General features: G+C 57.4%; 18 protein-coding genes. 8 read left to right on the plus strand and 10 right to left on the minus strand.

Annotated elements, in window-relative coordinates; all coding sequences use genetic code 11:
* The first annotated feature begins 25 nt into the window (after nucleotides 1-25).
* Complete coding sequence (locus BSK21_RS09010; protein ID WP_067546334.1) at nucleotides 26-1237, plus strand: AGE family epimerase/isomerase; 1212 nt, start codon at nucleotides 26-28, stop codon at nucleotides 1235-1237.
* 4 nt (nucleotides 1238-1241) lie between these two features.
* Here BSK21_RS09010 and BSK21_RS09015 read toward each other — a convergent pair whose 3' ends face one another.
* Genes BSK21_RS09015 through BSK21_RS09025 form a run of 3 tightly spaced genes read right to left on the minus strand, consistent with a single transcriptional unit; the run spans nucleotide 1242 to nucleotide 4192 of the window.
* Entirely contained in the window at nucleotides 1242-1988 is a 747-nt protein-coding gene (locus BSK21_RS09015) for an aspartate/glutamate racemase family protein (RefSeq protein WP_067546337.1), read from the minus strand.
* 1 nt (nucleotide 1989) lies between these two features.
* On the minus strand, nucleotides 1990-3150 hold the full coding sequence (locus BSK21_RS09020) for a Xaa-Pro peptidase family protein (protein ID WP_067546340.1): 1161 nt from the start codon (nucleotides 3148-3150) through the stop codon (nucleotides 1990-1992).
* Nucleotides 3143-4192: a pyridoxal-phosphate dependent enzyme gene (locus BSK21_RS09025; protein ID WP_067546343.1), complete on the minus strand. Its 1050-nt coding sequence runs from the start codon at nucleotides 4190-4192 to the stop codon at nucleotides 3143-3145. The genes BSK21_RS09020 and BSK21_RS09025 overlap by 8 nt, the downstream gene beginning before the upstream one ends.
* Nucleotides 4193-4362: 170 nt before the next feature.
* On the opposite strand from BSK21_RS09025, the gene BSK21_RS09030 reads away from it, so the two are divergent.
* On the plus strand, nucleotides 4363-4818 hold the full coding sequence (locus BSK21_RS09030; protein ID WP_067546346.1) for an Lrp/AsnC family transcriptional regulator: 456 nt from the start codon (nucleotides 4363-4365) through the stop codon (nucleotides 4816-4818).
* On the opposite strand, the gene hpbA is transcribed toward BSK21_RS09030, so the two are convergent.
* A complete protein-coding gene (hpbA, locus tag BSK21_RS09035) occupies nucleotides 4815-6851 on the minus strand; it encodes an N-methyl-L-proline N-demethylase HpbA (RefSeq protein ID WP_067546349.1) in 2037 nt (678 codons plus the stop codon). The genes BSK21_RS09030 and hpbA overlap by 4 nt on opposite strands.
* Before the next feature lie 118 nt (nucleotides 6852-6969).
* On the opposite strand from hpbA, the gene BSK21_RS09040 reads away from it, so the two are divergent.
* A complete protein-coding gene (locus BSK21_RS09040; RefSeq protein ID WP_067546352.1) occupies nucleotides 6970-7599 on the plus strand; it encodes a TetR/AcrR family transcriptional regulator in 630 nt (209 codons plus the stop codon).
* Entirely contained in the window at nucleotides 7596-8363 is a 768-nt protein-coding gene (locus BSK21_RS09045) for a pyrroline-5-carboxylate reductase (protein WP_067546355.1), read from the plus strand. Before BSK21_RS09040 ends, BSK21_RS09045 begins: the two co-directional genes overlap by 4 nt.
* Here BSK21_RS09045 and BSK21_RS09050 read toward each other — a convergent pair.
* Both BSK21_RS09050 and BSK21_RS09055 read right to left on the minus strand, forming a co-directional pair.
* The gene (locus tag BSK21_RS09050; RefSeq protein ID WP_067546358.1) at nucleotides 8360-9433 is read right to left on the minus strand and encodes a hybrid-cluster NAD(P)-dependent oxidoreductase; all 1074 of its coding nucleotides are present in this window, start codon (nucleotides 9431-9433) and stop codon (nucleotides 8360-8362) included. The two genes, BSK21_RS09045 and BSK21_RS09050, sit on opposite strands and share 4 nt — an antisense overlap.
* Nucleotides 9430-10647 (minus strand): SRPBCC family protein, encoded by a 1218-nt coding sequence (locus BSK21_RS09055; protein ID WP_067546361.1) that lies wholly within the window; start codon nucleotides 10645-10647, stop codon nucleotides 9430-9432. The genes BSK21_RS09050 and BSK21_RS09055 overlap by 4 nt, the downstream gene beginning before the upstream one ends.
* Before the next feature lie 129 nt (nucleotides 10648-10776).
* Between BSK21_RS09055 and BSK21_RS09060 the strand changes: the two genes are divergently transcribed.
* Nucleotides 10777-11658: a LysR family transcriptional regulator gene (locus tag BSK21_RS09060; RefSeq protein ID WP_067546363.1), complete on the plus strand. Its 882-nt coding sequence runs from the start codon at nucleotides 10777-10779 to the stop codon at nucleotides 11656-11658.
* 105 nt (nucleotides 11659-11763) lie between these two features.
* The gene (locus BSK21_RS09065) at nucleotides 11764-12597 is read left to right on the plus strand and encodes a bifunctional allantoicase/(S)-ureidoglycine aminohydrolase (protein ID WP_067546365.1); all 834 of its coding nucleotides are present in this window, start codon (nucleotides 11764-11766) and stop codon (nucleotides 12595-12597) included.
* 79 nt (nucleotides 12598-12676) lie between these two features.
* Here the strand turns inward: BSK21_RS09065 and BSK21_RS09070 are convergent, their stop codons facing one another.
* From BSK21_RS09070 to puuE, 3 genes are read right to left on the minus strand one after another with little or no spacing between them, the layout of a single operon-like run.
* On the minus strand, nucleotides 12677-14074 hold the full coding sequence (locus BSK21_RS09070; protein ID WP_067546368.1) for a uracil-xanthine permease family protein: 1398 nt from the start codon (nucleotides 14072-14074) through the stop codon (nucleotides 12677-12679).
* 53 nt (nucleotides 14075-14127) lie between these two features.
* A complete protein-coding gene (locus BSK21_RS09075) occupies nucleotides 14128-14616 on the minus strand; it encodes an ureidoglycolate lyase (protein WP_067546371.1) in 489 nt (162 codons plus the stop codon).
* Nucleotides 14613-16028: an allantoinase PuuE gene (gene puuE / locus BSK21_RS09080; RefSeq protein WP_067546374.1), complete on the minus strand. Its 1416-nt coding sequence runs from the start codon at nucleotides 16026-16028 to the stop codon at nucleotides 14613-14615. Before puuE ends, BSK21_RS09075 begins: the two co-directional genes overlap by 4 nt.
* A 138-nt stretch (nucleotides 16029-16166) precedes the next feature.
* Between puuE and uraH the strand changes: the two genes are divergently transcribed.
* The gene (uraH, locus tag BSK21_RS09085; RefSeq protein WP_067546378.1) at nucleotides 16167-16520 is read left to right on the plus strand and encodes a hydroxyisourate hydrolase; all 354 of its coding nucleotides are present in this window, start codon (nucleotides 16167-16169) and stop codon (nucleotides 16518-16520) included.
* Here the strand turns inward: uraH and BSK21_RS09090 are convergent.
* Nucleotides 16517-17422 carry a LysR family transcriptional regulator gene (locus BSK21_RS09090; protein ID WP_067546381.1) on the minus strand — a complete coding sequence of 302 codons (906 nt, stop codon included), beginning with the start codon at nucleotides 17420-17422 and terminating at the stop codon, nucleotides 16517-16519. The two genes, uraH and BSK21_RS09090, sit on opposite strands and share 4 nt — an antisense overlap.
* 101 nt (nucleotides 17423-17523) lie before the next feature.
* Between BSK21_RS09090 and BSK21_RS09095 the strand changes: the two genes are divergently transcribed.
* Nucleotides 17524-18759, plus strand: a complete 1236-nt coding sequence (locus BSK21_RS09095; protein WP_067546384.1) for a urate hydroxylase PuuD — start codon at nucleotides 17524-17526, stop codon at nucleotides 18757-18759.
* The last annotated feature ends 13 nt before the right edge of the window (nucleotides 18760-18772 follow it).

Here is an 18772-nt window from a genome sequence, read left to right on the forward strand (position 1 = left end):
GACACATAGCACGAATAGGCACAGCATGACCCAGATCGGCACAGACGGTTTCAATGGCCATTGGATCAACGATCCCGTCCATCGGGCATTTCTGGAAAACGATGCCCACGCGCAATTGGCGTTTTATCGCAAGGCGTTGCGTGCGGATGGGGCCTATGACGTCCTCGCCATCGACGGCACACCTATCGCGGGGTCGGCACAACAGCTCCACAATACCACGCGGATGGTTCATTCCTATGCGCTGGCCTCGCTTTGGGGGGCGAAGAGGCACGACGATATGATCGACGCGGGCATGGCGTTCCTGTGGAACCAGCACCGCGATACGACACATGGCGGATATGTCTACGGCCTAAAGGACGGCGCAATCGTCGATGACAAAAAGCTCGCTTATGGGCATGTCTTTGTCCTCCTTGCTGGGTCGAGCGCAAAGAACATCGGCCACCCAGACGCCGACCGCTTGATCATAGACGCGGCTGAGGTGCTGGACACGCGGTTCTGGGATGACGATGCGGGCCTGTTCTTTGACGAGTTCAATCGCGACTGGTCGCCGTTTTCGACCTACCGTGGGTACAACGCCAATATGCACGGGGTTGAGGCGCTCTTGGCCGCTTATGAGGCAACGGGCGAGTCGCTGTTCCTCATCCGTGCGGGGCGCATCCTGTCGTTCTTTATGGAGACCATCGCGCCCTCGCACGATTGGCGATTGCCAGAGCACTACACGCCGAATTGGACGCCCGACCTGACCTATCAGGGCGACCCAATGTTCCGTCCGCGCGGCACAACACCGGGTCATTCGTTCGAACTTGGTCGGCTTTACCTGCAGTATTGGGATTTGGCGGGCCGCAAGGATGATGGCTCCGTCGATCGTGCACGTTCGTTGATCGAAACCGCGCTGAATGATGCGTGGGTAGAGGGCGGCGGATTCGTCTACACTCTCGACTATTCTGGCGCACCACAGGTCACAGACCGTTACTGGTGGCCGCTGACCGAGGCCATCGGGGCCATGGTATCGCTGATCAAACTCGACGGTCGCGACGATGACGAGGCATGGTATCGCCGTTTATGGCAGGCGGCCTCGGACCTCTTTATCGACCACGAAAACGGCGGTTGGTTCCATGAGGTCGATGCCAACGGGAAACCTGCTGAAAAGCAGTTCATCGGCAAGCCCGACCATTATCACGCTATTCAGGCGGATCTCTTCCCTCTCGACCAGAGGCTGACCCGCCTGTTCACCTGAGCCATCAGAGGCGGAACAATTTCCCCGGCGCATTTGGCCCTGCAGTGCAGCCCGCAAGCTGGGCCATATGCCATGCCAGCGCCTGATTGCTGCTGACAACGGGTTTGCCTAGTTCATCCTCAAGCGCATCGATGATGTCCATCGTGCGTAGGTTGGTGCAGGACAGGAACACGGCGTCGACCTCTGGATCGCGACCGATCTCTAACGCGGCGGCTTGGATCGATTTGGGGTCAATGCGGGCGACGCGGGCCTCTAGCTCTTCGCCAAAGGACAACGTCTTTGGCACCTCAAATCCTCGCGCGACAAAGGCATCTCTGATGGCATCCGCGACGGTCGCGATATAGGGCGATACGACCCCCAAACGCGTAGCCCCCAGAGCCCGAAGCGCCGCGACCGAAGCCGTCAGAGGGTTCGTGACGTTGCGCGTTTTTGCACCTTCCCTGACGAGATCGGCCACGCGATCCTCACCGATCAGCGTCGTGCCAGAGGTGCAAGCATATGAAATCGTATCGAAATCCAGAGACGTCGGAAACAGCGACGCCGCGCCCGTGATATGCCCTGCCATCGTCGCGATTGTATCGGGGTTCAGTTCCGCCCCTGCAGCCACACGACTAATGTAGACCGCCACATCCCTCTGCGGGAACATGTGCCAGAAATCTTGCTCGACCGTTTCGTCGGTGGATAGCGCGATCAGACCAAGGATCGCAGAAGACCCAATCGGGCCAGTCAAATCATAGGGATAAGTCGTCATATCAAACCTCTGGCAAAAATTCTGGTGCGCGGGTGGAGAGGAGCACTGGCCCCTCCTCGCGCAAGACGATGTTTTCCTCGTGAACAAGGATGCGGTTCGGGGCGATCTCAACCCCAGGCTCTAGCGTCAGAACCATCCCTGCCCGCAGTTCAGTCGTGTCGAGCGGGGTAAAGGATGGCCATTCCGTAAGGGTAATCCCCAACCCATGCCCAAGCCGACCACCGCCAGCCACGGCGCCCTTAGCCACTATCGCATCGGTGAGGATACGGTGGACGTCCCTAGCCAGCATCCCCGGTCGCAGGATGTCCAGCGCGACATCAATCGAATGGGTCAACGCAGCTTGGGCGCGTTTGACATCATCGGAGGGCGCACCGACAGCATAATTGCGGTCGAAATCGCAGAAATACCCGTCCTTCACCGCGCCTGTGTCGAGCATGAGGATATCACCCGCCCGCAACGGCTCTGGCCCAGCGGGAGAGATCACATCGCCATACCCGCCCTGCCCTGCGCCGCCTGCGGTATAGCTCACCCAATCCGCGCCCTCGTCCAAGAGGACCTTTTGGAAATCGCGGAACACTTCGTCGAGCGGTCGGCCAACGCCTGCAAAATCTGGCACTCGGGCAAAGGCGCGATCAGCCACGCCGCAGATCGTGCGTATTTTCGCAATCTCTGCCTCGGATTTCACCTCGCGAACCCGCTGAATGGTGTCGGTGCCGTCCACAAATCGACGCGACGCGATGCGATCCGCGATCCGCATAAAGTCACCCAACGGCAAACGGGCCGAGGTTTCCAACCCCATCGGTGTCGCGATCACGCCGCCCTCTGACACCAGATCGCAGAGCGTATCGGCCAACAGCGAAACACCATCATCCACAGGATCAGGGGCGGCCCACGTCCGAATGTCGTTGATCCATGTCCTCCTCATCAGATCGGCCCCAATCGCGGGGATCACGGCAATCGGATCACCCTGCGCAGGCACGACGATGAACCACGGACGCGCGGGGCTTTCCCAGAACCGCGTCAGGAACCCCGTGACGTAGAACACATCCGCGGGCGAGGTCAGCAACAGCGCGTCTTGCCCTGCTGCGGCCATCCGCGCCTGCAATCGTTCGACGCGGGCGCGATATTCGCTGGTTGGAAAAATGAGTGAGCGGTCAGACATCTTCGGGGCCTTCGCTGAGGATACACATCACATGCGCATCAGGCCCGATCCCGTCGATCCCTGCAAAAAGCGCGGCCAATCCCGCACCGCCCGAGGGGGTCGTGGCAAAGCCGTATTCCCCCAAAACCGTGATACCATGAGCCACCTCTTCCTCGGTCAGGGTCAAGAACGTATCGGCATCCCGCGACAGCCCCGCGAGTGCAATCATCGACGGGGTTTTACAATCCAAACGGCCCATCTCTGACACGCCACCCGAAGAGGTCACAACTTCGCCCGCGCCGATGCTATCGAACAAGGCGGGCGCTTGATCAGGTTCAACGACAATGATCTTCGGGCCATCGCCCCATACCGACCGCGCATAGACAGCCGCCGCAGCGGCAAGCCCGCCGACGCCCGCTTGCAACAGGATATGTGTGGGAGGCGTATCGATCTGCACTGCCGCCTCTGCCGCCAACTGTAGATACCCCTCCATCACGTGGAACGGCGGATCGGTGTAGCCGGGCCACGAGCTATCAGAGAGCAGCGTGTAGCCCTTCTCCGCCGCCCAAACCAATGCGGCCTCCATGCTTTCCTCATAGTTCGCACCCGCACGTTCGACCTGTGCCCCTTTGGCTTTGAGCCTTGTGGCAAAGGCTTCAGGCACAGTGTTGGACAAGAAAATCACCGCCTGCGCGCCAAAGAGGTTGGCCCCAGCCGCGACCGACAGACCGTGGTTACCGGCGCTCGCCGTAACGAAAACACGACCTGTGAGGGCACTGCCCCAAGCGTCACCCTGCACGACCTCTGCCGCCTCGCGGGCAATCGCGAATGCCGCGCCGAGTGCTTTGAAACTGCCCAAGCCCATGCGCCCACGTTCATCCTTGATCGTGATGCGGGCCACACCGACGGTCTCGGCCAGTTCGGGTGCCTCGACCAATGGCGTTTGAGCGTGCGCGGGGCACATCGACAACAGTTTACCCACAGCTCCCGCATCTGCGGTCGGATAAAGCGTCATATTCGGCAAGCCAGAGCCACGGAATGGGTTAGAACGTGTGATAGGCATTGGGAATCCTTTTACTGTGCGATGAGAGTAGCGCAGGCGGTCAATCCGATCTCGGCAAAGAAGGGTGCGATTGGGCCGAAAAACCGCGTCAAAAACCATCGAATGCGGATTTTCGGACCCAACCACGAATTTGCCGTGACAACAGGCGTATATTCCGACCAAATCCCCCCATGGACAGCTTTGACACACTCATCCTCGACGCCCTACAGCACAACAACCGCCTGACCGCCGAAGCGCTGTCGGAAAAGGTGGGGCTATCGCCTGACGCCTGCCGCAAACGGCTCGCGAAATTGCGGTCGTCAGACGCGATTGAACAAGAGGTTGCACTTCTCAATCCTCAGACGATGGGACGTGGATTGATCATGATTGTTGAGGTGACACTCCAAAACGAACGGCCTGCGGAATTGGATCGTTTTAAGGATAAGATGAAAGCCGCACCAGAAGTGATGCAGTGCTACTATGTTACTGGAAACGCGGACTTTATCCTGATCCTTTCAGCCAAAGATATGGCCGATTACGAAGACTTCACGCGACGCCACTTCTTTGCAGAAGAAAACGTCGCGCGTTTTAGAACGAGCGCGGTGATGGACCGCGTGAAAGTCGGCTTTACGATGCCGATCGGTTAGAGGTCCTTACCGATCCGCAGGGCATCATAGATCGCCGCGTGGGTGTTGCGGGCCGAAACAGCGTCACCAATGCGGAACAGTCGGAACGTGCCTTCGGGATTGCGAGTCACGGTCTGCGGCGCACCTGTCGACAGCGCGTCGTAATCCACCTCACCTAAGTTCGACGACAGCGGTTTCAGATCAAAATACACGTCATCGAGCGGGCGCGTGCCATGGTTTACCACAACTTGATCCACGATCCGTTCACGCGTCACCCCGCCGTAATCGCTCCCCAAGGTCGCGCGCAGTTGGTTGCCCTCTTTCGCGACCGCCATGAGACGCCACGTGACCGTAAAGGTCGTGTCGCGTTTTTGCAGGTTTCGCATGTAAGGAACGAGGTTCATCGCCATGACTTCGGGGGCAAAACTGCGGTCTGGCGTGACGATTTCGACCTTCGCGCCCGTTTCCGAAATCACGTCAGCGGCCTGTAGACCCGCGTGATCGCCTGCGTCGTCAAACACGAGCACGTTCGCGCCCGGTTTCACATCGCCAGAAAGAATATCCCACGCAGAACAAACCAGTTCATTGCCAGCCTCCAACACCTCAGTGTGCGGAAGGCCACCTGTCGAGATGATAACCTCGTCTGGGTTGGTTTCCAGAACGGTGTCCATGTCGGCAAAGGTGTTGAAATGGAACTGCACGCCGCGTTTGGTGCACTGATCAAAACGCCACGCGATGATCGACGTCATCTCCCGACGGCGTTCTTGCAGTGCGGTCAGACGGATTTGCCCACCGGGTTGGTCTGCGGCCTCGAACACGGTGACAGTGTGACCACGTTCGGCAGCGACACGAGCGGCCTCCATCCCTGCGGGGCCAGCGCCGACGATCGTGACCCGCTTTTTCGTATCCGCAGGGGTAATCGTCTGCGGCACTTCCAATTCGCGGCCCGTTGCGGGGTTGTGCAGGCAGAGTGCCATGCCCCCCTGATAAATGCGGTCGAGGCAATAGTTCGCACCCACGCAGGGACGAATGTCATCCTCACGCCCTTCGATGATTTTGCGCACCAAATGCGGGTCAGCCATGTGGGCGCGGGTCATGCCGACCATGTCCAGCTTACCGCTCGCAATCGCGTGACGGGCCGTGGCGACGTCAGGGATTTTGGCCGCATGGAAGGTGGGGAAATTGGTTGCCGCACGAATTTCGCCCGCAAAATCGAGGTGCGGCGCGTTCCGCATCCCTTGGATCGGGATCAGATCGGTCAAACCAGGATCAGTGTCGATGTGGCCTTTCACGATGTTGAGGAAATCCACAAGGCCACTGTTTTTAAGCATGTGCGAGACCTGAAGTCCCTCATCCTTACCCATGCCGCCCGCCATATCCTGATCGCCCGTGTAGCGTACGCCGACGATAAACTTCTCACCACAACGGTCACGGATCGCTTGCAGAACCTCCATTGTGAACCGCAGACGGTTTTCGAGCGAACCGCCATATGGCGCGTCGAGGTCGTTGGTCAGCGGCGACCAGAATTGTTCGAGGAGGTGGCCGTAGGCTTCGAGCTCGATCCCATCGACACCCGCCGATTGCATGCGTTCAGCGGCGTCGGCGTAGTCCTCGATGATGCGCGTGATATCCCAATCTTCTATGCGTTTTGGGAATGCACGGTGCGATGCCTCACGTTCGTGGCTGGGCGCGACAACGGGCAACCAATCCGCCTTATCCCAGCGTGTGCGGCGACCAAGGTGGGTCAATTGGATCATCACTGCGGCGCCGTGGTCGTGACATTCATCAACCATCTGCTTCATGTAGCCGACAACTTCGTCCTTCCACGCAAGGATATTGTTGAACACGGGCGGGCTGTCGCGCGCAACCGAAGCCGACCCTGCGGTCATCGTCAGCGCCACACCCGCCTTTGCCCGCTCGACATGGTAGGCGCGGTAACGTTCCTTGGGCATGCCGTCTTCGGGATAGGCAGGTTCATGACTTGTAATCATGATCCGGTTTTTCAGAGTGAGGTGTTTTAGCTGATAAGGCTGGAGAAGTGGATCGTTAGACATGGCGCGACTCCGCAATTGGATTTGCCGCAGGATTCCTAAAATGTTCATAACTGTCAAGTTTAGGTTCACCTATGAACATTTACTTGAGCAGCCCGTCATTCGCAGGTAGCCTACCCACATGACACAGGCTGAAGACATCGACACCGGATGGCGCGGATCGCCAGAATTATGGCTGCAAGCGGCCTATGATGCGTTGATCGAAAACGGGATCGATGCGGTAAAGATTTTGCCACTTGCGGCGCAACTGAAATTGTCGCGCACCAGCTTTTATTGGTTTTTTGACAATCGAGGGTCGCTACTCCAAGCGCTGAGAGCCCTGTGGGAGGACCGCACAACAACCCCTCTGATTGCAGCCACAAAGGAATACGCCGAGACCCGAACGGAGGCGATGTTCAACGTCATCAGTTGTTTCCTGCGCGAGGATGCTTTTGACGCACGAATGGAACACGCTGTCCGTAGCTGGGCGATCCAAGACCCCAAGATGCTCATCGAACTACAAGCCGCAGACAAACGGCGGCTCGATGCGCTGCGCGGTATGCTAGAGGGCTGGGGATACGACGCCCAAGATGCCGATGTGCGGGCGCGGACGATTTACCTTGTTCAGATTGGCTACATCTCGATGCAGACGACAGAACCGCTAGCCGAACGACTGGCCCGCGTTGCCAATTATGTTGAGGTCTATACTGGCCAAAAACCCAATGATCGCGAAGTCGCGCGGTTCTATTCACGGTTCGGAGTAACACCATGAAAATCGGGATAATTGGCGGCACGGGATGGCTCGGCTCTGCATTGGGTAAGGCACTTTTGGATCGCAGCCATGCGCCGGACGATCTGATTATCCTGAACCGCAGCGGTCCGCGCGACGATTATTTCGGGCGGCAAGTCGTATGGGCCGCGGATGTGACCGATCTGGTCGACCGTTCTGACGTGATCATCTTATCGGTTCGACCACAGGATTGGCCCGCGCTGAATTTTGACGCCGAAGGAAAACTGGCGATTTCATTTATGGCGGGCGTGAACATCGCGGCCTTGGGCAATCGTGTGATCCGCGCCATTCCGAACGCAGCCGCAGAGATCGGCACATCCTATTCGCCGTGGTTCGCGGGGCCTGAGGTCACTGCGGATGACAAAGCGACCGCAAATGACATTCTGTCTGCCTTTGGCACCTGTGATGAACTGGCGTCAGAGTCAGACATCGATCTGATGACCGCGCTTTCGGGATCAGGACCAGCCTACCCTGCCCTCATGGCTGCAACGATGATGAAATTTCTGACCGACAACGGCGTTAGCCCCGACATTGCCGCACGCGCAACCGAAGCGACCATCTGTGACGCGGCGCAGTTGTTGCGTGGTGAGGCGCAGAACGCGACCGAGTGGGTGAAGGTCTTTGTCGACTATGCAGGCACGACGGCGGCCGGTCTGACCACAGCAGAGGCAAGTGGATTTTCCACCGCGCTCTACTCTGGTCTTTCTGCCGCGACCCAAAAGGCCAAGGATATGGGGGCGGATTAAGCCTCCACCTCCACATTGCCCAAGGGGTGCGAACAACAGGCAAGGATATAACCTGCATCAACCTCGGCATCGGTAATCCCGCCGTTGTGGACCATATGCACGTCGCCCGAGATTTTCTTGATCTTACAGGTTCCGCAAAGACCAAAGCTACATCCAGACGGCAGCGGCACACCGTTGGCCCGCGCCAAAGCTAGAACCGTGTCCGTTTCTTTGCCCATTGCGGTCTTGCCCGATTTTGCAAAGGTAACCTCTGCGGCTGCCGTGGCATCGGCCTCAACATCATTGAATTCAGGCAAGTCTTCGGGGTCGTCAACAGGGGCCGAAAACGCCTCCTGATGATAGCGATCCATGTCATAGCCTAGCGAAATCAGGATTTCGCGCACGCTGTCCATAAAGCTCTCTGGACCACAGCAATAGACATCGCGCTCTAGATAGTCCTGACACATCAGACCCAGCATCAACTGGTTAAACCGACCGCGATAGCCTGTCCAAACCTCGTAGGGATCGTTTTGACCGACGACAAAATGCAGATCGATACCAGCGGTCCGCGAGGTCATCAGTTCCAGCTTTTGGCGGAAAATCAGGTCACGCGGACGTTTGGCGCATTGGATAAAACAGATATCGGGATCGTTACCCAATTCATACAAAGTGGTGGCCATCGACATGAGCGGCGTCACACCAGAACCCGCCGAAATGTAGAGGTATTTGCCATCGGGCTGGTCAGGAAGATGGAAAATACCTGCTGGCCCGTATGCCTTGATCCGCGTGCCGATCGTCAGATGATCGTGCATCCAGCGGCTTCCGACAGAACCCTCTTGGACCTTGACGGTCACGCTGATGTAGCCCGCCGACAGGGGCGAAGAGGACATGGTAAATGTCCGCTGAACATTCCCGCCCGGCACTGGCAGATCGAGCGTGATGAACTGTCCCGCCTTGTAGACGAAGGTCGCACCTGATGGCGCACGGAAGCTAAACGTTTTGACGTTCGGTGCTTCAGGCAGAACGGCCACACACTCTAGCAATTCCGCATCGGTCCAGACGGGCGAGGTTCGGTTCGGCATCGGGATCATGACGAAACCATATGGTTTTGCAGCGTGCGGCAATACCAATCCACGAACTGGTTCACGCCGCCTTCTTGGGCCTTGCTATAAGGACCCGGTTTATAGCCCGGCGAATTGATCCCGCGCTGGTTTTCCTCAACGATTTGGCGATCCTCGTCGTTGGTGTGGATCCAGACCTCGGTCAGGCGGTTCAGGTCGTAATCCACGCCTTCGACCGCATCCTTGTGAACGAGCCACGTCGTTGTGACTTCGGTCCGATCTGGGCCGAGCGGCATGACGCGGAAGGTCAGCACTTGATCCGACAGGAAGTGGTTCCACGAGTTCGGGTAGTGGAAATAGAGGCAGCTGCCCGCATCATCGAAAGGCACAGTGCCGATGCGTTTGGACACTGCAGCCTTACCATCCATCGTGTAGCTGACCGTGTCACGCAGGAACGGAATACGGACGAAACGCCATGTCTCGGTCGGGTCGATCACGTAGCGCGCAGGGAAATTCGCGGCCTCGCATTTCTCAATATGCTCACGCCCCATGTTGCTGGTCGTCGCATCATCCGCACCGACGAGGTTCGGATCATCAGGGAAGGTCACACAGAGCGACGGGTGGTTCGATGCGCAGTGATAGCATTCGCGGTTATTCTCCATCACCAGTTTCCAGTTCGCCTCTTCAACGATGGTGGACTGGTAGGCGACCTTGAGGTTTGCCACATCGTGCGGCCCGAGGTAACGGGCTGCTTGATCGGCGAGGTCGCCACTGTCGGGCGCAACGGCGGCGAGGCAGATGTAGATGAGCCCCTGCACTTCGCGGCAGTGAACGACACCGAGGCCGTGTTCTTTGGGGTTAAAATCGTCACCCATTTCACGCGCCCAGAGGAGCGATCCGTCGAGGTCGTAGGTCCACTGGTGATAGGGGCAAACGAGTTTCGCAGAGGTGCCTTTGGTCGCTGAACAAATGCGGCTGCCACGGTGACGGCAGGAATTGTGGAACGCACGTGCAACGCCATCAGCGCCCCGCACCACGATGATCGACGCATCGCCCAAGGTGACGGTCACATAGTTGCCGGCAGCGGGCAGTTCCGCAGCGCTGGCCGCAAAAATCCATTCACGGTGCCAGAGGTCGCGCATATCCGCGTCATAGGCCGCTTGCGAGGAATAAAGTCCCTGCGGCAGCGAATGCCACGGTTTGCGGGACAGGAGGAGAGAGAGAACATCACTGTTGGAATGCATCGGTCGGTCTTTCGTTGAATCAGCGATACAGAACCGCAAAACGCAGGTCGCTCGCAATCGCAAAAAACCTATCATTGACTTACTTCAATTAAGCCATAAAGGTTTTGGCGCTCACCACAGGATTGCCCCATGCCAGCCCGCTATCATTCGCTTCCCTCCCTCACCGCGATTGCCAGTTTTGAGGCCGCCGCACGGTGTGCGAGTTTCAAAAAGGCAGCCGACGATCTGAATGTCACCCCTGCCGCGATCAGCCATCAGGTCAAATCGCTGGAGGCCGAGCTGGGATTTCAGGTGTTCAACCGCTATCACCGCGGTGTCGAATTGAACGAGGCAGGCGCGTTTCTCTATGTCGCGATCCAACGTGGGTTTGGCGAAATATCCAGCGCAATCGACCAGTTACAGCTTCGTGCGGATGACGACGCAGTGACGATTGAGGCGACGACGGCTGTCTCTGCCTTCTTCCTCACCCCGCGTCTAACTCGGTTTTGGGCGCATCGCGGACACATCCCCGTGTCGCAAAACGTCACCGATTTGCCGGGGACGTCGCCCACCAGTGACCTATGCATTTTCTATGGTGAGGACGCACCGAATTCTGGCGATTGCCGTCTCTTGTTCCGTGACCGCATTTCTATTCTTGCCTCACCAGAGTTCGCAGCGCGTTTTTCTGCCCAAAATTTAACCGATTTGACTAAGATGCCTTTGATCCACTTGACGGCGTCTGATGCGCGATGGACGGGCTGGCAGAGCTTTCTCGAAATGTTGGGTGTAACGATTGATCTGGGTCCCTCACACTACGTGAACAACTACGCCATCGCGCTTCAAGCGGCCCAAGACGGCGTTGGTGCGGTGCTGGGGTGGGAAACGCTGACACGCGGGCTGATCTCATCGGGGTCGCTGGTCAAACTCTTTCCTGACAGCATTGAAGCACCGCACGGGTTCTATATTACGGCTCGGAAAAACGCCCCTGCGCGGGCGATTGAGTTACGGGATTGGCTACTGGCTGCGGATTGAGACGCGATTATCAAAACCAAGCTACGAAACCTTATCGTCAAATCACTGTGGTGCGTTGCGCCAAAGTTGGGTTGAGTGGGGTCGATCTATAAGGTTCGGATTATCATGACAAAATCTCGATACTACTCCCCGACGGGTGGGCTTCCACCGCAGACACAGTTGCTCACGGATCGCGCCGTGTTCAAAGACGCCTATGCCGTCATTCCCAAAGGCACGATGAGTGACATCGTGACCAGCTACCTGCCCTTCTGGGACAACGCCCGTTTTTGGGTTCTGGCGCGCCCTTTGTCTGGGTTTGCAGAGACGTTTTCGCAATACATCGCTGAGGTCGCTGAGGGCGGCGGTTCGGATCGCCCAGAGACTGAGACGGGTGTTGAGGCTGTTCTCTTTGTCGTGGCGGGTGAAATGGCCCTAACGCTGAACGGTGAAACCCATGTGCTGGCTGAGGGCGGATATGCCTTCTTGCCGCCAGACGCGACATGGTCCCTGCGCAATACCAAAGCGGCGCCACTGCGGTTCCATTGGCTGCGTAAACGGTATCAAGCAATCGACGGGCTCGACATGCCGACCGCCTTTGTCACGAACGAAGCGGACGTGGCCCCGAATGCGATGCCAGACACGGATGGCAAATGGGCGACGACGCGGTTCGTTGATCCGACCGACCTGCGCCATGACATGCACGTCAACATCGTGACCTTCCAACCGGGCGGAGTGATCCCCTTTGCGGAAACACATGTGATGGAACACGGGCTCTATGTGCTCGAAGGCAAAGCCGTCTACCGTCTCAACGATGATTGGGTCGAGGTCGAAGCGGGCGACTTCATGTGGCTAAGATCGTTCTGCCCGCAAGCCTGCTATGCTGGGGGGCCGGGGCCGTTCCGATACCTCCTCTACAAGGATGTGAACCGCCACATGCCCTTTGCTCCATTGGCCCGCTAAACGAAAAGCCCCAGAGTTTCCTCTGGGGCTTTTGCTTTGTCATATGCCCTGCCCCGCGACTGCGGAGCAGGGTTTTTGATTACTTCTTGGACCCAGACATGCCGCCCGACACTTCATCTGTCGCTTCGACCGAGAGGTGGGCTGGCAGGACGAGGTTCAGAACAATCGCGATCAGGGCTGCAGGCAGGATGCCCGAAGTCGCCAAGATTTTGATCGTGCCCGGCAGATACTGCAACGCATCAGGTTCGAGCTGGAGACCCAGACCCAGCGACAGAGCGATCGCAAAGATCACCATGTTGCGGGAATTCCATTCAACATCCGACAGCATCGAAATACCCGACGCGACAACCATGCCGAACATGACGATCACGCCGCCGCCCAGAACTTCGATCGGAACGGTGGAGATGATCGCGCCAACTTTGGGCACCAAACCACAGATAATCAGGAACACAGCGCCAAGGGTCACAACGTGACGGCTCATGACGCCAGTGATGGCGATCAAACCGACGTTTTGGCTGAACGAGGTGTTCGGCAGTGCGCCAAAGAGGCCAGACACAGCGGTACCCAGACCGTCTGCATAGGTCGCACCAGCGATCTCTTTGTCGGTTGCTTCGCGCCCAGCGCCACCTTTGGTGATACCAGATACGTCGCCCACGGTTTCAACAGCCGAAACGAACGCCATCGCGCAGAAGCCGATGATCGACGCCGCGGTGAATTCCATGCCAAAGTGGAACGGGTTCGGCAACGAGAAGGTCGCAGCGCGACCCACGTTACCAAAGCTCACCATGCCCATTGCATAAGCAACCACGTAGCCAGCGATCAGACCGACCAGAACAGCCGAGATGGATAGCATCCCACGGGCAAAAAACTTGAGGCCGAGTGTAACCAAGATCACTGTGCCAGCGACCAGCCAGTTCGCGCCAGAACCATATTCAGGCGTACCAATTGCAGGAACACCACCCGCGGCATACTGAATACCAACCTTCACCAGTGCGAGGCCGATCATCATCACCACGAGGCCTGTCACCAACGGCGGCAGAGCAAAGCGGATTTTACCGATGACTGTGCCGAGCAAGGCATGAAACAGACCACCCACAAAGATACCGCCCATGAGGACAGCGATGGCATCAACGCCTTTGCCCGCAACGAGCGGGATCATAATTGGAATAAAAGCAAAGGATGTGCCCTGAACGATCGGCAAGCGTGCGCCCACAGGACCGAAACCAATGGTTTGGAACAATGTCGCAACGCCCGCAAAGAACATCGACATCTGGAGCATATAGACCATCTGCGGGAAATCAGGTGAATTCGAGCCAAAGCCGAACCCTGCAGCACCGCAAACGATGATCGCAGGTGTGACGTTCGATACGAACATCGCCAAAACGTGTTGAATACCCAGCGGGATTGCTTGGGCTATTGGGGGTGTGTAATTCGGGTCCTTTAGCTGTGCAGCTGTCCCAAGTGACGTATCAGCCATAGTAGTTACTCCCTTCTGACTGTTGTTAGTCGCCCCCATTCTGCGGGGAGCGTTTATTGTGGGACGTCAATAATCACTGGCTCTTTGAACCAGTGTTCCACCAGATTATTGCCGTCCCCAATTCGGTCGATCACGATGTATTGGCCATCGCGATCCAATGGCGTGAGAACTCCATGCCATGTGTTTCTGTGTAGGTTGATCGATTGCCCTGGTTGGCTGATGAATGCCTCAATCGGGCCAGGTGTTTCGCCCGCAGCCGCAACCACAACAATCATCGGAACGCCTGTGATCGGCACAAAAGCCTGACTACCCAAGGGGTGACGTTCGACCAATGCAACGGTCATCGGTAGGCTACGCGCCTTTGCGTCAAAGAGACTGATGCCCGCGCGGCCTTCGTCGAAATCAACGTTTGCGCGGTCGTGGTGACGCCCGCACATGCCCTGATTGATGATCATGTCTGGAGCGCCCGAAACTTCGATCACGTCACCATATGGCGCAAAGGCTTCGGCGGTGAGGGGCTTGGGCGTCACGTTCACGGTCATGCGAAGAGGTCCTGCAAGCGGAACTCTGCAATGCGTTCGACCTGACGACAGGCCTCTGCAAACTCGGTATCACGGTCGTTGTTGATGCGACGTTTGAACGCCGCAAGGATCGACGCTTTATCATGGTCGCGCACGGCAATGATAAAGGGGAACCCGTGTTTCGCGACATAGTCCGTGTTCAGCGCGGTAAAGGTTTCGCGCTCTTCATCGGTTAGCATATTGAGGCCCGCGCTCGCCTGTTCTGATGTGCTCTCTGCAGTGAGACGACCAGCCGCGGCCAGCTTCCCAGCCAGATCAGGGTGCGCCAATAGAACGCCAAGCCGTTCATGATCAGTCGCGGAACGGAACATGCGGCAGAGCGCATTATGTACGCCAGCGGCACAGTCATGCGCGGGTCCGAGTTCCAACTCGAACGCACGCTCGGCAATCCATGCGGAATGCTCAAAGATGCCACCATAAAGGCTGACAAAACGGTCTTTGGTCATTGTGCTCGGCCGCTCTATCCGTTTGTGCGGATGATGCGACGCCCAATGCTCTGCCACCTCGATGCGGCGCGGGCACCAGACATCGCTATGCGCCTGAATGTGGTCGATGAATTTCTTGAGGCCTGCGATTTTACCCGGACGTCCAACCAGTCGGCAATGCAGCCCGACGGACATCATTTTCGGCGCACCTGCCTCGCCTTCGGCATATAGCGTATCGAAGGCATCAATAAGGTAGTCGCCAAAGTCCTGCCCGGTGACCCAGCCCGGTGCGCCAGCGAACCGCATGTCGTTTGCTTCGAGCGTGTAAGGGATGATCAACTGATCACGGTCGCCGAATTCCATCCAATGCGGCAGGTCATCGTCATAAGTATCGCTGATGTAGTCGAACCCGCCCTCTTCGGCGACGAGCGCGACTGTATTCATCGAACAACGGCCCGTATACCAACCGCGCGGGCGTTCACCAACGACCTCAGTATGGAGCCGGACGGCCTCCGCGATGGCAGCGCGTTCTTCGTCTTCGGGCATGTCTTTGTGTTCAACCCACTTCAGCCCATGGCTCGCGATTTCCCAGCCTGCAGATTTCATTGCTGCAACCTGTTCTGGGTTACGCGCCAACGCAGAAGCTACACCGTAGATCGTGACAGGAATATCTGCGCCTGTGAACAAACGATGCAAACGCCAGAACCCAGCGCGGGCACCATATTCGTAGATCGACTCCATGTTCCAATGACGCTGCCCCGCCCATGGTGCGGCACCCGGAATATCTGACAAGAACCCCTCGGAGCCCGCATCCCCATGGAGCAAGCAGTTCTCACCGCCTTCTTCGTAGTTCAGAACGAATTGCACAGCCACTTTGGCCCCGTTGGGCCAGTTCGCATTGGGGGCCTGTGGCCCGTATCCGCGCATGTTGCGAGTATATCGACGCAATTGAATTCTCCTGCAGTTCGCAACACTGTATTCTGAGAGCCAGTGAAACGGTTTCAATTTAATCTTGAAAGTCCTTATTGCTGCTCAGGTATCGCTTCATTCTGTAACTGCGGCAAAAAAGGGCAAAAGGAGACTGAAATGTCTGGATATTTGACAACTCACGTTTTGGACACGGCGCGTGGCTGCCCTGCGCAGGGTCTGAAGATTGACCTCTATCGGATTGAGAACGAAACCCGCACGCTCATCCGTAGCCTCGCGACGAACGCAGATGGCCGCACCGATGAACAAATTCTGCCAGCCGCAGAATTTGCGACGGGTGTTTACGAGCTGGTATTCCACGCGGGCGACTACCTCGATGCCTGCGGAACCCCACCTGAAACCCCACGGTTTCTGGATGTGATCCCGCTACGGTTCGGCATGTCAGAGGCATCGCACTATCACGTGCCGCTGCTCCTCTCGCCCTTCGGGTATTCGACCTATCGCGGCAGCTAAACCGATAGCTGTTCGTCGATCCGTTTGACCATAAAATCGATAAAAACCCGTGCCTTAGGGTCTTGCCGTCTGCGATGCATGAACAGGCAACCCATCTGAATGGGCACGGGTGGTTCGTCTGGGAGCACAGGCACCAGACGCCCTGACGCCAAGTGTTCTGAAATCTCGAACACGGATTTCAGAATGATCCCCTGCCCGTCCAAAGCCCAATTTGTCAGCACGTCACCGTGGTCGGTCTCAAACGGCCCTGTCACGGGCACACGGCGCACCCCCTCTGGACCCTGCAGCGGCCAGCGAAACTCTGGCGCGCCGGGGTAACGCAGGTTCAAACAATCATGCGCATCGGTGCAGAGCTCTGCGCTCGTTTTCGGATAGCCCCGCCGTTCGAGGTAATCGGGAGAGGCGCAGAGCACCCTTTGGCAATCCGTGATTTTGCGAATGCGAAGGTTGCTGTCCTCGGGATTACCAAGGAAAAACAACACATCAAGCCCCTCCTCGGCCATATCCAATTTGCGGTCGGAGAGACGCAGCCGAATATCCACAAGCGGATTTTGCGCCCGAAAATCGGGCAACGCGGGCGCAATGACCCGTTGTCCCAGCCCAAGCGGGGCCGCGACATAAAGCGTTCCACGTAACGTGCTGGTCGCGGTACTGATGTCCGCTTCGGCCATATCAACGGCCTCAATGATACGGCAGGCCCCTTCGTAAAACATCCGCCCCTGTTCAGTCGCAGCGAGCTTGCGGGTCGTGCGCTGGAATAGCCGTGTGTTAAGGTGTTCTTCTAACTGCGAGATTCGAGATGATGCAACCGCAGCAGAAATGCGTAAATCTCGTGCAGCCGCCGACATATTTTCAAGTTCATAGACCCGAATGAAGGTTCTGATATTGTCGAGGTAAGCCACGTGATATTTCCGTATTTCTTGAAGCTGCCTTGGGATTTTCAAGAATACTCGAAAAGCTATCACTGGACTAGACTCTTCGCAAATACAGGAGATGGGGAAATATGCAGGACCTTGTAGTATTGTGGGATTGGGCCGCCTTTGCAGTGCGCTGGCTTCACGTGATCACCGCGATGGCGTGGATCGGATCATCCTTTTATTTCATCGCGTTGGACCTCGGTCTTCGCAAGGTGCCTAACCTTCCAGTGGGCGCACATGGCGAAGAATGGCAGGTACACGGCGGTGGGTTTTACCACATCCAGAAATACCTCGTTGCCCCTGAAAACATGCCCGATCACCTGACTTGGTTCAAATGGGAGAGCTATACGACTTGGCTCTCTGGCGCGGCTCTGCTGATGATTATTTACTGGGTCGGTGGTGAGCTATACCTCATCGACCCAGCCAAGGCGGACCTCGCCCTGTGGCAGGGCATCCTAATTTCTGCGGCCTCCCTCAGCATCGGCTGGCTGGTCTACGATTTCCTCTGCAAATCGCCTCTGGGCGAACGCCCCACCGTCTTGATGGTTCTGCTGTTTGTCCTGCTGGTCGTGATGGGCTGGGCCTATAATCAAGTGTTCACAGGTCGCGCGGTCATGCTGCACCTCGGCGCGTTCACCGCGACCATCATGACGGCGAACGTGTTCCTGATCATCATGCCGAACCAGCGTATCGTGGTTAAAGACCTCCAAGAAGGTCGCACACCTGACGCGAAATACGGGAAAATCGCGAAACTGCGTTCGACCCACAACAACTACCTGACCCTTCCCGTCGTGTTCTTGATGTTGTCGAACCACAACCCACTGGCCTTCGGCACAGATTACAACTGGATCATCGCGGCGCTGGTGTTCCTGATGGGCGTGACGATCCGTCATTATTTCAACACCCGCCACGCTCGCAAAGGCAGCCCAAACTGGACATGGGCAGTCACGGCAATCCTGTTCATCCTTATCGCGTGGCTGTCGACCGCGCCGCTGCGCTACGACACTTGGGAAGAATCAGACGCCCGTCCGCTGACCCCGACCGAACAGAAATTCGCAAATGCCGAAGGGTTCGAAGACGTGGCCTCGGTGATCCCTGGCCGCTGCTCTATGTGCCATGCACGCGAGCCGTTCTATGACGGTATCCGCAACGCGCCCAAAGGAATGCTCCTTGAAACGGACCACGACATTGCCCGTGCTGCAACCCAGATTTTCCTGCAGGCTGGCGTCACTCACGCCATGCCACCCGCGAACGTCAGCTACATGGAAGACGACGAACGTCGGATGATTGTCGAGTGGTATCGCAACGCCACAAACAGCTAAACTGCTTCTCCCT

This window comes from Marivivens sp. JLT3646 (assembly GCF_001908835.1).
Classification (GTDB): Bacteria; Pseudomonadota; Alphaproteobacteria; order Rhodobacterales; family Rhodobacteraceae; genus Marivivens; species Marivivens geojensis.

Coding starts and splice junctions, on each gene's coding strand:
- BSK21_RS09010 (WP_067546334.1), top strand. CDS start 26: ATGACCCAGATCGGCACAGACGGTTTCAATGGCCATTGGATCAACGAT.
- BSK21_RS09015 (WP_067546337.1), bottom strand. CDS start 1,988: ATGACGACTTATCCCTATGATTTGACTGGCCCGATTGGGTCTTCTGCG.
- BSK21_RS09020 (WP_067546340.1), bottom strand. CDS start 3,150: ATGTCTGACCGCTCACTCATTTTTCCAACCAGCGAATATCGCGCCCGC.
- BSK21_RS09025 (WP_067546343.1), bottom strand. CDS start 4,192: ATGCCTATCACACGTTCTAACCCATTCCGTGGCTCTGGCTTGCCGAAT.
- BSK21_RS09030 (WP_067546346.1), top strand. CDS start 4,363: ATGGACAGCTTTGACACACTCATCCTCGACGCCCTACAGCACAACAAC.
- hpbA (WP_067546349.1), bottom strand. CDS start 6,851: ATGTCTAACGATCCACTTCTCCAGCCTTATCAGCTAAAACACCTCACT.
- BSK21_RS09040 (WP_067546352.1), top strand. CDS start 6,970: ATGACACAGGCTGAAGACATCGACACCGGATGGCGCGGATCGCCAGAA.
- BSK21_RS09045 (WP_067546355.1), top strand. CDS start 7,596: ATGAAAATCGGGATAATTGGCGGCACGGGATGGCTCGGCTCTGCATTG.
- BSK21_RS09050 (WP_067546358.1), bottom strand. CDS start 9,433: ATGATCCCGATGCCGAACCGAACCTCGCCCGTCTGGACCGATGCGGAA.
- BSK21_RS09055 (WP_067546361.1), bottom strand. CDS start 10,647: ATGCATTCCAACAGTGATGTTCTCTCTCTCCTCCTGTCCCGCAAACCG.
- BSK21_RS09060 (WP_067546363.1), top strand. CDS start 10,777: ATGCCAGCCCGCTATCATTCGCTTCCCTCCCTCACCGCGATTGCCAGT.
- BSK21_RS09065 (WP_067546365.1), top strand. CDS start 11,764: ATGACAAAATCTCGATACTACTCCCCGACGGGTGGGCTTCCACCGCAG.
- BSK21_RS09070 (WP_067546368.1), bottom strand. CDS start 14,074: ATGGCTGATACGTCACTTGGGACAGCTGCACAGCTAAAGGACCCGAAT.
- BSK21_RS09075 (WP_067546371.1), bottom strand. CDS start 14,616: ATGACCGTGAACGTGACGCCCAAGCCCCTCACCGCCGAAGCCTTTGCG.
- uraH (WP_067546378.1), top strand. CDS start 16,167: ATGTCTGGATATTTGACAACTCACGTTTTGGACACGGCGCGTGGCTGC.
- BSK21_RS09095 (WP_067546384.1), top strand. CDS start 17,524: ATGCAGGACCTTGTAGTATTGTGGGATTGGGCCGCCTTTGCAGTGCGC.